The sequence below is a fragment of the Pseudomonas sp. NPDC088444 genome (assembly GCF_044900175.1).
Classification (GTDB): Bacteria; Pseudomonadota; Gammaproteobacteria; order Pseudomonadales; family Pseudomonadaceae; genus Aquipseudomonas.
This window is the reverse complement of the sequence record NZ_JBJDNK010000014.1, coordinates 59,303-72,191: the sequence shown is the minus strand read 5'-3', so window position 1 is coordinate 72,191 and position 12,889 is coordinate 59,303. Positions and strand designations below refer to the sequence as shown.

Sequence of the window (12,889 nt, the reverse complement as noted above, 5' to 3'; positions counted from 1 at the left end):
CCCTATGGCCACACACGATTTCCTCCGCAAACGCATTCTGGTCACCGGCGCAGGCAAAGGTATAGGCCGGGAAACCGTGAAGTGGCTGACCCGCTGCGGTGCCGAGGTGATCGCCTTGGGGCGCAATCCAGCGGACCTGACGTACTGCGAGCAAACGCTGATCGTCGATCTGGCCGACGCAACTGCAACCCAGGCGGCAGTCGCGAGTATGTTGCCCATCGACCTGCTGGTGAACTGCGCAGGCGTGGTGGAGCTGGAATCGGTGCTCGACACCACGATCGAGACCTTCGATCACCTGATGGCGGTCAACACCCGCGCGCCGATGGTGATCGCACAGGTGGTGGCTCGCGATCTGATCAAACGCGGCGTGCCCGGCGCCATCGTCAACGTCTCCAGCCTCGCCGCTGCGGTCGGCACCCCCAATCATCTGGCGTACTGCGCCTCGAAAGCCGCATTGGATGCGATGACCCGGGTGATGGCCGTGGAACTGGGGCCGCATGGTATTCGGGTCAACAGCATCAACCCGGTGGTGACCCTGACGCCGATGGCTGAAAAAGCCTGGAGCGACCCGGCCAAGTCGGCGTCGATGCTGTCACGCATTCCATTGGGCCGCTTCGTGCAACCGAGCGAAATCGCCTCGACCATTGCGTTTTTGCTCAGCGATGACGCGGCCATGGTCAACGGCGTGACCCTGACCGTGGACGGCGGCTTCAGCGCGGGTTGAGTTTTGCGAGCCGTGGATAAAGATCACGCAGGCGCGGGTACAGCTCGCGATACAGCTCCCGCAGTTCACGATGAAATTCACGCAGCGCAGGGTTAGGAACAAAGCGCTCGCCGTCCTGCGTCATGGCCTGTGCAGCGCTGGCAAAATCTTTGTACCAACCGGCCCCCACCGCAGCGGCGATGCCTGCACCGAGGCTCGATGCCTCTTGAGTTGCCGCGCGAATCACCGGGCGATCCGTGATGTCAGCGATGATCTGGCACCACAGCCGACTGGCCGCCCCGCCCCCAATCGCAACGAAGGTGTTCACCGGCTCGCCCGTGGCTTCAACCATATGCTGGGTGGCGACGGCCTGCTCCAGCGCGATGCCTTCCAGCACCGCCCGATAGATTTGCGCGCGGCCATGATCCGGCGACAGGCCCAGCAGACAACCCCGGGCATCCTGATCCCAATAGGGGTTCATCACGCCGTTCCAGTACGGCAAGAGGATCAGCCCCGCACTGCCCGGCGCCACACGGGAAGCCTCGATTTCCAGACGCAGCAGGCTGTCGGGCTGCGCGACCACGTCGATGTCGAAGAACTGCTTGAGCAGGCTGTTGATCAGCAGCGTGCCGGAGCGCAACGAGGTTTCCAGCACGTAACCCTGACGGTCGATGGCGCACAGGGTGCGAAAGGCATCGTTGACCTGCGCGTGCTCGGCATAGAACCCGGAGACAATCGCGGTGCCCAGATTCAGGTATGCCGTGCCGGGGCTGACCACGCCGATGCCCAATCCACCGGCCTGTCCATCGCCGCCACCTGCCACCACCGGCGTGCCTGCGGGCAACCCGGTCAGTGCCGCCGTCCGCTCAGTGACGACGCCAAGCGACGAACCGGGTGCAAAGGCCGTCGGGAAACAGTCGGGCCTTAACGGGATGGGCAAGGCGTCGAGCACATCTTCCGCCCAGCGGTGCTGATGAATGTCGAAGGCGCCAAAGGGATCGGCGCTGGCCCAACTGGTGACGAATTGCCCGGTGAGTTGGCGCACCAGCCAGGCGTGGGGTTCGTAGACATGACGAATATGCCTGAACAGCGCTGGCTCGGCATCGGCCAGCCACGCCAGGCTGTAAATGGCAGGCGCCCAGTCGTGGGGTTTGCCGGTGATACGGTGCAGACGGTCATGGCCGACGCGCTGGCAAAGCGCGGCGACTTCGTCCTTACGACGTTCATCCAGCCATAGAATTGCCGGGCGAAGCAGCCGATCCTCTGCGTCGGTGACCGCCACCGTTTCCCGCTGATTGACGACGGCGACCGCCGCGATGGCGTCATCGGCGATCATCGGCAGCAGATTTCTCAGTGACGTCTGTGCGGCCTGCCACCAGTCATGGGGGTCCTGTTCATAGGCATTCGGTGCCGGACGAGACAACGTCAAAGGCGCCCGCGCCTGCGCTACCAGCGTCCCGCACTCATCCCAGGCAATGGCTTTACAGGTGGTCGTGGAGAGATCGATACCGATTACCCGCTTGCGCATGCGCCCCTGCCCTGTCATCGCCACCGTCCGTGGCTGCCGTTGAATCGAAGGGCAAGACTAGCCGAAATCAGATAAAAGATCGCCGTCACGTCGATTTTGATTCTGCCCGCAGCGCGTAGGAGCGTGATCCGGTATGGCGCCTATGCCACTCCCGCACCAGACGTCCTCGCCCCCCAGCAATGCCGAACCGTCGCTCACACGTCCGTGTCACAGGTCGTGGCGCCACGGGAAGGTCTGTATGATGGCACCAATCGCTTTCCATTCCGGTGCACCATTTCCTTGAGCCTGTCGCCATGACTCGCCTGTCGCCCAAGCTCAGTGGCACCCCGGCCGAACTTTTTCATTTCGAACTCAGTGAAACCAGCGGCTACGTGCAGAACTGGCACACCCATGATTGCCACATGCTGCTACTGCCACGCCAGGGCGGGTTGCTGCTGTGGATTCCATGGGTTTCTATCTGTTTTGCCCGCATCCGGGGGTGGACCGGCAGTTCGACAGCCGCCAGTTCCCCAAGGCCTCGGGTTATCCGGAGGACTCGATGCCGGGGGTGATGGCGCCGAAGGTCGAGCCCCCCTAAACCGGCGGCTGAACCACCGGTTTGGCGGGTGCGGCAATCTGCACTTTCGGATTGACCGGCGGGGTGTTCGGCGTGGCGTACTGCGGCTTCAGATGCCCGTCCTGATCCAGCAGCCAGGCATCGAGAATCTGCCGCACCACCGGCCCCGCGACCCGACCGCCCGCCTCGCCGTTCTCGATCATCACTGCCACGGCGATTTTCGGATTGGCCGCCGGGGCGAAACCGACGAACAGGGCGTTGTCGCGATGCCGCTCAAGGGTCTTGTCGCGGTTGTAACGCTCGCCCTGCTTGATCGCCACCACCTGCGCCGTACCACTCTTCCCGGCAATGCGGTACTGCGCTCCTTGCGCCGCCGCGCGGGCGATGCCTCGTGGGTCATGCATCACCGACTGCATGCCGTTGTTGACCTGATCCCACTCGCGCGGATCACGCAGCACGATGTTCGGCATAGGATGTTCATCGACCGGCGGCACACCACCGATGTCCTTGGCCAGATGCGGCCGATTCCACACGCCCTTGTTGGCGATCAGCGTCGTGGCCTGGGCCAGTTGCAACGGGGTGACCTGCATGTAGCCCTGGCCAATGCCGAGAATCACGGTCTCGCCCGGGAACCACGCCTGACGTCGGGTAATGCGTTTCCATTCCTTGGACGGCATCAGCCCGGCAGACTCTTCGAACATGTCCAGCGAGACCTTCTGGCCAATGCCGAACATGGTCAGGTAATCGTGCAGGCGGTCGATGCCCAGCTTGTGCGCCAGGTCATAGAAATAGGTGTCGTTGGAGCGCATGATCGCCGCGTTCAGGTCCACCCAGCCGTCGCCGCTGTGGTTCCAGTTGCGGTATTTATGGTCGAAGTCCGGCAACTGGAAATAGCCCGGATCGAACACCCGGGTCGAAGGCGTGATGATGCCGCTGTCCAGTCCGGCAATCGCCACTTCCGGCTTGATGGTGGAGCCCGGCGCATAGAGACCGCGCAGCACGCGGTTGAACAACGGCCGATCCACCGAGTCGCGCAGCGCCGAATACTCCTTGAAGCTGATGCCCGTGACGAACAGGTTCGGGTCGAAACTCGGCTTGCTGACCATCGCCAACACTTCGCCCGTGGCCGGGTCGATCGCCACCACCGAGCCGCGACGGTCGCCCAGCGCTTCTTCGGCGGCTTCCTGCAACTTGACGTCCAGGCTCAACGTGATGCTCTTTCCCGCCACCGGGTCGTGGTGATTGAGCACCCGCAGCACGCGGCCCTGAGCGTTGGTCTCGACTTCTTCGTAGCCGACGTGACCATGCAATTCGTTTTCGTAGAAACGCTCGACGCCGGTCTTGCCGATGGACTGGGTGCCGCGATATTCCACCTGATCCAGTTGGCTGGCTTCTTTCTCGTTGATGCGCCCCACATAGCCGATGGAGTGCGCGAAATGCTCGGCCAGCGGGTAATGGCGGACGAATTGCGCCTCGACATCCAGCCCCGGCAGGCGGAACTGATTCACGGCCAGCAGGGCGATCTGCTCTTCGGTCAGCTCATACAGCAGCGTCACCGGGACGAAGCGATGGGGCGAGTTCTTCATCGCCTTGTCGAAGATGATGCGGTCCTCGTCCGGCAGGTTGAGGATCTGCATCAGGGTGTCGATCACTGCGTGCCAGTCCCCTGCCCGCTCACGGGTCATGGTCAGGTTGAAGCTGGGGCGGTTGTCGGCCAGGATCACGCCGTTGCGGTCGTAGATCAGCCCGCGTTCAGGCGGAATCGGCAGCACGTGGACGCGGTTGTTTTCGGAAATGGTCGAGTGATAGGCAAACTCGACGACCTGCAGAATATAAAGTCGGCAGACCAGGGCGACGCTGAGCAGGATCACGAACACGGCACAGGCGATCAGGCGGTTATTGACCAGCCGGGTCTCCTTTTCGTGATCCTTTAAAGGTATGGGATCGGGCATTTCTACAGCTACTCGGTGAACGGATAAACGGTGCAGACGACGTTCGGCTGGCTTCGCTGAACGCAAATGGCGTGCACCTTACCAAGAAGCGCCCCGTTCCATGGGCCGTTCTTCATGAAAATCCTGTCATGTTGGCGAAAAGCGACGAAGGGCACCGTCTTTCAAGCAAAAAAACAACGTGGCGATAACGCTTCGTTTGTTGCGAAACAAAGACAAATCCCGTCCACACCTTCGCATCAGATAAGCCATTGAAAAGCGGATCAGTTTTGCACCGCTTTTCACCGTGAACCCACTCAGTACAGAGCAACGCGCTGAAACAGGCTTTGCAGCGCTCCATCACCGGTGAGCCGCAAAGAGGCAACACTTCTAGCACGTCGAGACAAAAAATCAGACTGTTGCAAAAACGGTAACGGTTAATTACTGATTTCAGGGTGATGCAATAGTCCGTAACACATCTATCATTGCGTTTCGCGTGGAAAAGATGGACAGCGAGTCATGGCGTTCCCCCGCCTAGCGTGCACGCTTTGCAGGCTGGTGTGCCAGAGACCGGATGTCACACCCGCCGCCGCACCCGTTCGACACCTCTGACTGTCGAGCCAAACCGTGAAACTTACGATGCCGCCGCCCTCGAGGACCCTGCTCGTCATGGTCCCTTGAACCGGCGTGCTGGCAGGAGCCTTGAATGACAGAAAAATCCAGAGGCCTGACCCGCCGCCAGTTGCTGAAAGGATCGGCAACGACCCTGGCCGTGGGCGCTGCCGCAACCGCCAAAGCGGCCACCGTGGCAGGCGTTCCCCAGTGGATCCCCTTCGACCACAACGGCCCGATGCACTACGACACACCCGGCTGGCAGTTCTTCAGTGACGCTGAAGCCACCGCCGTAGAAGCCATCGTGGCACGCCTGATTCCTGCCGACGACCTGAGTGTCAGCGGCAAGGACGCCGGATGCGCGGTGTTCATCGACCGCCAGTTGGCAGGCGAATACGGCACCTTCAGCCGCCTGTACATGCAAGGCCCGTTCGAGAAAGGCACGCCCATGCAGGGCGATCAGTCGGAACTGGTGCCTCGCGACCGCTACCGTCTGGGTCTGGCCGGTCTCGAGACCTACTGCCAGAAACAGTTCCAGAAGGGCTTCAGCGCCCTGGCCCCTGAGGTGCAGGACAAAGTGCTGACCGGCCTCGAAAAAGGCGAGATCACACTGGATGGCATCGACAGCAAGCTGTTCTTCCAGCAAGTGCTGGGCAACACCATGGAAGGCTTCTTCGCCGACCCGGTCTACGGCGGTAACCGCGACATGGTGTCGTGGAAGATGATCGGCTTTCCCGGTGCACGCTACGACTACCGCGAATACATCGGCAAGCACAACCAGAAGCTCGATCTGGTACCGCTCTCCATCTCCGGCAGCGCCGCCTGGACCAAGAAGGGTTAATTCGACATGGCCAAAAAACTACCTTCCACGGATGTCGTGGTTGTCGGACTCGGCTGGGCCGGATCCATCATCGCCAACGAACTGGCTGACGAAGGCCTGAGCATCATCGGCTTCGAACGCGGCCCATGGCGCGACACCGCAGTCGACTTCAACGTCGCTTCGGCAGCGGACGAACTGCGTTACAACCGCCGCCAGGACCTGATGGTGAGAACGCGGCAAAACACCACGACGATTCGCAACAGCGTCAATGAGACAGCGCTACCCATGCGCAGTTGGGGGTCGTTCCACCCCGGTAACGGCACCGGCGGCGCGGGTAACCACTGGGCGGGGATCACCTTCCGCTTTCAGCCTCACGAATTTCGGCTGCACAGCCACCTGACCGAGCGTTACGGCAAAGAGCTGTCCCCCGAGTTGACCCTGCAAGACTGGGGCACCGACTGGGAAGAAATGGAGCCGTTCTACACCAAGTTCGATCGTCTGGCGGGCATCTCAGGCAAGGCCGGCAACATCAAGGGCGTGATTCAGGAAGGCGGCAACCCGTTCGAAGGCGCGCGCTCCGAGGAATACCCGAACCCGCCGACCGAGCAGACCTACGCCCCGACGCTGTTCGCCGAAGCGGCCAGAAACCTGGGCTACAAACCGTTCCCGGTGCCCTCGGCGCTGGTCTCGCGCCCTTATGTCAACTCGCTGGGTGTGGCCATGGGGCCGTGCACCTATTGCGGTTTCTGCACCAACTACGGCTGCGCCAACTATTCCAAGGCCAGCGCCATCACCACGGTCCTGCCTGCGTTGATCCGCAAGCCGAACTTCAAGGCGATGACCAACTGCGAAGTGCTGCGCGTGACCATGGACAGCAGTGGCAAGAAAGCCACTGGCATCGTCTTCATGGATTCGAACGGCGAAGAGTGGGAACAGCCTGCCGAGCTGGTGGTGATCAGTGCGTTCATCTTTGAAAACGTGCGCCTGATGCTGCTGTCCGGCATTGGCAAGCCGTACGACCCGGTCACCAACACCGGCACCACGGGCCGTAACTACGCCTACCAGACCGCCAACAACGTGCGACTGTTCTTCGATGACAAGAACTTCAACCCGTTCATCGGTGGCGGCGCCATCGGCATGGGCATCGACGAGTTTAACAACGACAACTTCGACCACTCGGGTCTGGGTTTCGTCGGCGGTGGCAGCACCCGCGTGACGCCGATTGGCGCTGCGCCCATCGACTCGCGCCCTCTCCCGCCCGGCACCCCGACCTGGGGTTCGGAATGGAAGAAGGCCACGGTCAAGAACTACGCCGCGACCATGTCGATCGGCTGCGAAGCCAGCAGCTATTCAACCCGCACCAACTACCTGTCGCTGGACCCGACCTACAAGGATCCGTTGGGCCGTCCACTGCTGCGCATCACCTTCGACTTCCCGGAGAACGACCGCAAAATGGCGGCGTACGTGACCGGCAAGGTCGATGAAATCGCCAAGAGCATGAACCCGCGTCAGAGGGTCCAAAGCTCCCAGCAAGGCCACTGGAACAGCGCGCCGTATCAGTCTTCGCACATTGTCGGCGGCTTCATCATGGGCGCCGACCCGAAGAACAGCTCGGTCAACAAATACCTGCAAGTGTGGGGCGTGCCGAACCTGTTCGTGGTGGGTTCCTCGGCCTTCCCGCAGAACCCCGGCTACAACCCGACCGGCACCGTCGCGGCGCTGGCCTTCAAAGCGGCGGATGCCATCCGCACCCGCTACCTCAAGCGTCCAGGGGAGATGATCAGCGTATGAAGACTCTTCTGACTGTTTGTGCGGGCGTTCTCGGACTGTCCGTGTCCATGGCCCATGGCGCCACCGGCGCCGATTCCTACAATCTCGTGGAAAAAGGCCGCTACCTGACCACTCTGGGCGACTGCACGGCGTGCCACACCCTGCCAGGCAAACCGCTGTTTTCCGGCGGTGTCATTCTCGACACGCCGTTCGGCAAGCTGGCAGGCGCCAACATTACTCCGGACCCGGTCAACGGCATCGGTCGCTGGAGTTTCGACGACTTCCAGAACGCCATGTCCAAGGGCCACGGCCTGGACGGCAAACGCCTGTACGGCGCCATGCCGTTTACCGCGTACACCAAGGTCAAGCGTGAAGACAACCTGGCGATCTGGGCCTACCTGCGCACCGTCGACGCGTCGGACAACCACGTTGAAACCAATCAGTTGCCCTTCCCGTTCAACGTGCGTACCAGCCTGATCGGCTGGAACCTGATCAACTTCAAGGAAGGCGAATTCAAGGCCAACCCGCAGAAGTCCGAGCAGTGGAACCGTGGCGCGTATCTGGTGGAAGGTCTGGGCCACTGTGGCACCTGCCACACGCCGAAAAACCTGATTGGCGGTGACAAGAACGATCAGTTCCTGACCGGTGCCAACCTGCAGAACTGGGTCGCGCCGAACCTCACCTCCACCGGCCATGACGGCCTGGGGGCGTGGAACGAAGACGACATCGTCAAGTACCTGAAGACCGGTGCCAACCGCTTCGACATCGCTTCAGGCCCGATGGCCGAGGAAGTCGAGCACTCGTCCCAACACTGGACCGATCAGGACCTGATGGCCGTTGCGGTGTACCTCAAGGACGGCGCCAAGCCGGTGGAAGCGCCGAAGCCGGTCGCCGCCAATGACCCGGCGATGGTGGCGGGCAAGGCGATCTACGCGGACCGTTGCTCGGCGTGCCACACGCCGAACGGTGAAGGCGCAGCGAACCTGTTCCCGAAACTGGCCATGGCCCCGCTGATCAACAGCAACGACCCGTCGTCGCTGATCCGCGTAGTGCTGGCAGGCAGCCGCGCAGGCGCAACCGACGCAGCGCCAACGGCCCCGGCCATGCCTGCATTCGGCTGGAACCTCTCGGATGAAAACGTCGCTGACGTGCTGACGTACGTGCGCAACACCTGGGGCAACGCCGCGCCTGCGGTGTCCGGCGCCAGCGTCAAGGACGTGCGCGAGGCGTTGACGCCGAAGTAACACTCACAACACGGGCGAAAAAATGCCTGACGCCTGTAAAGGGGTCAGGCATTTTTCATTGAGTATCCACGAGCTACATCGTCAAATACGCCTTGCGCACGTCTTCGTTGGCCGCCAGTTCGGCCATGCTGCCCTCGTAGCGAATCAACCCCTTCTCCAGCACGTAGGCCCGGTCCGACACCAGCCCGGCAAAATGCAGGTTCTGTTCGGATAGCAAAATGCTCGCGCCTTTGGCTTTGAGCGCGAGGATCATGTGGGCCATCTGCTCGACGATCACCGGCGCGACGCCTTCCGAGGGTTCGTCGAGCAAAATCAGAAACGGATTGCCCATCAGGGTCCGCGCCATGGTCAGCATCTGCTGTTCGCCGCCGCTCATCTGCCCACCGGGTCGGTCCTGCATGGCGCCCAGGTTGGGAAAGAATTCATAGAGCTGCTCCGGCGTCCAGTTCAACGCCTGCGTGCCATCCGGCCAGCGACGATCAGGCTGGCGACCGACTTCGAGGTTTTCGGTGACGGTCAGGTGAGTGAACACGCGACGGTCCTCCGGCACGAAGCCCAGCCCCAGACGCGCCAACTGAAAGGGCTGCATCCCCGCCACGTCTCGCCCCATGAAGCGAACATCGCCCTGACGTCGCCCAAGCATGCCCATCAGCGCCTTGAAGGTGGTCGATTTGCCTGCGCCGTTGCGCCCCATCAGCGCAACGACCTCCCCTCGTCGAACGTTGAGGCTGACGTCGTACAGCACCTGCGCAGCGCCATACCAGGCGTTGAGACCGTTGACCTCCAGCAAGGGGTCTTCCATTGGGGTTGCCATGGGTGTTTGCGTTGAAAGCACTGCGCTCATACCTGCACCTGCGCGTCGGTCTGTTCATTTTCGAAGGTCTTGCCGCTGCCGAAATACACTTCCTGCACCTTGGGGTGATTGCGAATGTACTGCGCATTCCCTTCGGCGATCAGGCGGCCACGGGCAAGCACGATCATCCGGTCGGCGTAGGCGAACACCACGTCCATGCTGTGCTCGGTGAACAGCACGGCCATCTTGCGCTCCACCACCAGCCGCTTGGTCAGGGCCATCAGGTCGTTGCGCTCTTCCGGCCCCATGCCTGCGGTGGGTTCATCCATCAGCAGCAGTTTGGGGTCGTTGGCCAGCCCCATCGCCAATTCCACCCGCTTGACGTCGCCATAAGCCAGTTCGCTGCACGGGCGCTCGGCGTGGCGCTGCATGCCGACTTGCGCCAACAGCGCCATCGCCTCGTCGCGGTAGCGCTTGCGGGCCGATCCGAACAGCGAAAAGCCCTCGCCATGATGGGAAATCAACGCCATCTGCACGTTTTCCACCACGCTCAGCGAGGCGAAGGTTTCGGCGATCTGAAAGGTGCGCCCGACCTGCATGCGGCAGATGTCGCGGGGCCGCTTGCCAACCAGCTCCTGCCCCAGCAACCGAATCGAGCCGCCGCTGGCCTTGAGCTGGCCGCCGACCATGTTGAAGGTGGTGGACTTGCCTGCGCCGTTAGGGCCGATCAGGGCCAGCAACTCGCCCTCGTGCAGATCGAAATTGATGCCATCGACCGCGCGCACGCCGCCGAAGGACTTGCTCAAATCACGGACTTCCAGAAGCGTCATGCCTGTTTCTCCACGGCGCGGGTCATTGATTGCACGGGCGACGACGAACGCGACCGCCAGCGCCGCCAGAGGTCGCCGACCTGTTGAAAGAACCCGGCGATGCCTTGAGGGAACGCCAGCACCAGCACCAGAATCACCCCGCCGAACACGGCTCGCCAGTAATCGGTGGCGCGCATGATCGAGTCCTGCAGCACGCTGAACACACTGGCCCCGGCCACCGGCCCCAGCAGGTTCTGTATGCCGCCCAGCAGCACCATCACCAGACCGTCCACCGATTTGCCGACGGCCATGGCATCTGGCGAGATGCTGCCCTTGGAGAAGATGTACAGCGCGCCTGCCAGACCGGCGAAGACACCGGCGATCACGAACGCCAGCCACTGCACGCGCTTGACGTCGATGCCAATGGCGTCCGCGCGCAAGGCCGAATCCCGTGCCGCACGCAGGCTGTAGCCGAATGGTGCGAAGAGAATCCGGCGCACCAGAAACACACTCAGCGAGACCAGCACCAGCGTCAGGTAGTAATACGCCGTGCCGTCCAGCCAGCTCGACGGCCAGATGCCGGTGATGCCGTTGGAGCCACCGGTCACGTCTTCCCACTGAAAGACCACGGACCAGACGATCTGCGAAAACGCCAGCGTCAACATCGCCAGGTAGACCCCGGACAAGCGCACGCAGAACCAGCCAAACAATAGCGCCCCTAACCCGGCCACCAACGGCGCGAGGGCAAAGGCCAGCGGCATGGGCATGGTCAGCACTTTGAACAGGATTGCGGCACCGTAAGCACCGAGACCGAAATAGGCCGCGTGACCGAACGACGACATCCCGCCCGGCCCCATGATGAAGTGCAGGCTCACGGCGAACAGCACCGCCACCAGCACGTCCTGGGTGAGGACGCTGGCGTAAGGCAGCCAGTCCGAGAGCAACGGCAGGATCGCCAGCACCACGAACAGTGCAGCCATCAACCCTTTGAAGGACGCGGACCCCGGACGTATCGGCGCTTCCACAGGCGCGGAGTTGCGGCTGCTGGCCTGGGGCTTGCCCATCAGGCCCCACGGGCGAACCACCAGCACCACGGCCATGACCAGAAACTCGATCACCAGCGTCAGCTTGGAGAACGACACCGGGATGCCGAACAGCGTGGTCGAACCCAACCCGATGCACAGCGCCTTGATTTCCGCGATCAGCAAGGCCGCCACGTAGGCGCCGGGCAACGACCCCATGCCGCCGACCACGACGATCACAAACGCTTCGCCGATGGTGCGCAAATCCAGCGACAGGCTCGCCGGTTCGCGGGGCAACTGCACGGCACCGCCCAACCCGGCGAGCATCGCACCCAAAGCAAATACGCTGGTGAACAGCCACGCCTGATTGACGCCCAGCGCGCCGAGCATCTCGCGGTCCTGGGTCGCGGCACGCACCAGCACGCCCCAACGGGTGCGCACCAGCAGCAGCCAGACCAGCCCCAGCACCGCCGGGCCAACGATGATCAGGAAGAAATTATAGGTGGGGAACTGACGCCCCAGAATGTCGATGGAGCCGGTCAAACCGGGTGCCCGACGGCCCAATAATTCCTCGGCGCCCCAATACCCCAATACGGCGTCGTTGATCACCAGCACCAACGCGAAGGTGGCCAACAACTGGAACAGTTCCGGCGCCTTGTAGATACGGCGCAGTAGGACAATCTCGACCAGTGCGCCGATCACACCGACTGAAATGGCGGCCAGCGCCAGCCCCAGCCAGAAACCCGCCCCGCCGAGCGCACCCATGAGGTGCTCAACGACGGAATAGCCGATGTACAGCCCCAGCATGTAAAACGAGCCGTGGGCGAAGTTGACGATGCGGGTCACACCGAAAATCAGCGACAACCCCGCGGCCACCAAAAACAACGACGAGGCTTCGGCCAGGCCGTTGAGCAACTGTGAAAATAACGCTGAAAAGTCCATGACGCCCTCGATCCAGACTTGCCCAGTCAACGCCGAACCCGTGAGAGATTCTATGTGGGTCGATCAACCGCCTTCGCCACCCAGTTGGCTCCCACAGAATCGGCGCCAAGCAAAAATCCATGCTTCGACACGCATTACTGTGGGAGCCGGCTTGCTGGCGAA

The 12,889-nt window shown here is 62.2% G+C and carries 10 protein-coding genes; 5 read left to right on the top strand and 5 right to left on the bottom strand.

The genetic code is table 11. The features are described from left to right. The first annotated feature begins 4 nt into the window (after positions 1-4). Positions 5-724, top strand: coding sequence for an SDR family oxidoreductase (locus tag ACI2KB_RS24365; RefSeq protein ID WP_404638810.1), 720 nt, complete (start codon positions 5-7; stop codon positions 722-724). On the opposite strand, the gene ACI2KB_RS24360 is transcribed toward ACI2KB_RS24365, so the two are convergent. Continuing rightward, positions 711-2,231 carry an FGGY-family carbohydrate kinase gene (locus tag ACI2KB_RS24360; protein ID WP_404638808.1) on the bottom strand — a complete coding sequence of 507 codons (1,521 nt, stop codon included), beginning with the start codon at positions 2,229-2,231 and terminating at the stop codon, positions 711-713. The two genes, ACI2KB_RS24365 and ACI2KB_RS24360, sit on opposite strands and share 14 nt — an antisense overlap. Positions 2,232-2,667: 436 nt before the next feature. Between ACI2KB_RS24360 and ACI2KB_RS24355 the strand changes: the two genes are divergently transcribed. Beyond that, the gene (locus ACI2KB_RS24355; protein WP_404638806.1) at positions 2,668-2,808 is read left to right on the top strand and encodes a hypothetical protein; all 141 of its coding nucleotides are present in this window, start codon (positions 2,668-2,670) and stop codon (positions 2,806-2,808) included. Here ACI2KB_RS24355 and mrdA read toward each other — a convergent pair. Then, a complete protein-coding gene (gene mrdA / locus ACI2KB_RS24350; protein ID WP_404638804.1) occupies positions 2,805-4,739 on the bottom strand; it encodes a penicillin-binding protein 2 in 1,935 nt (644 codons plus the stop codon). The genes ACI2KB_RS24355 and mrdA overlap by 4 nt on opposite strands. Positions 4,740-5,421: 682 nt before the next feature. On the opposite strand from mrdA, the gene ACI2KB_RS24345 reads away from it, so the two are divergent. From ACI2KB_RS24345 to ACI2KB_RS24335, 3 genes are read left to right on the top strand one after another with little or no spacing between them, the layout of a single operon-like run. Continuing rightward, the gene (locus ACI2KB_RS24345; RefSeq protein ID WP_404638802.1) at positions 5,422-6,168 is read left to right on the top strand and encodes a gluconate 2-dehydrogenase subunit 3 family protein; all 747 of its coding nucleotides are present in this window, start codon (positions 5,422-5,424) and stop codon (positions 6,166-6,168) included. 6 nt (positions 6,169-6,174) lie between these two features. Further along, a complete protein-coding gene (locus ACI2KB_RS24340; RefSeq protein WP_404638800.1) occupies positions 6,175-7,938 on the top strand; it encodes a GMC family oxidoreductase in 1,764 nt (587 codons plus the stop codon). Then, positions 7,935-9,161 (top strand): c-type cytochrome, encoded by a 1,227-nt coding sequence (locus ACI2KB_RS24335; protein WP_404638798.1) that lies wholly within the window; start codon positions 7,935-7,937, stop codon positions 9,159-9,161. The genes ACI2KB_RS24340 and ACI2KB_RS24335 overlap by 4 nt, the downstream gene beginning before the upstream one ends. 73 nt (positions 9,162-9,234) lie before the next feature. Here ACI2KB_RS24335 and ACI2KB_RS24330 read toward each other — a convergent pair whose 3' ends face one another. From ACI2KB_RS24330 to ACI2KB_RS24320, 3 genes are read right to left on the bottom strand one after another with little or no spacing between them, the layout of a single operon-like run. Next, positions 9,235-9,975, bottom strand: a complete 741-nt coding sequence (locus ACI2KB_RS24330) for an ABC transporter ATP-binding protein (RefSeq protein ID WP_404638796.1) — start codon at positions 9,973-9,975, stop codon at positions 9,235-9,237. A 26-nt stretch (positions 9,976-10,001) separates the two neighbouring features. Further along, positions 10,002-10,784 (bottom strand): ABC transporter ATP-binding protein, encoded by a 783-nt coding sequence (locus ACI2KB_RS24325; RefSeq protein WP_404638794.1) that lies wholly within the window; start codon positions 10,782-10,784, stop codon positions 10,002-10,004. Further along, positions 10,781-12,727: an ABC transporter permease gene (locus tag ACI2KB_RS24320; protein WP_404638792.1), complete on the bottom strand. Its 1,947-nt coding sequence runs from the start codon at positions 12,725-12,727 to the stop codon at positions 10,781-10,783. The genes ACI2KB_RS24325 and ACI2KB_RS24320 overlap by 4 nt, the downstream gene beginning before the upstream one ends. Between the last annotated feature and the right edge of the window lie 162 nt (positions 12,728-12,889).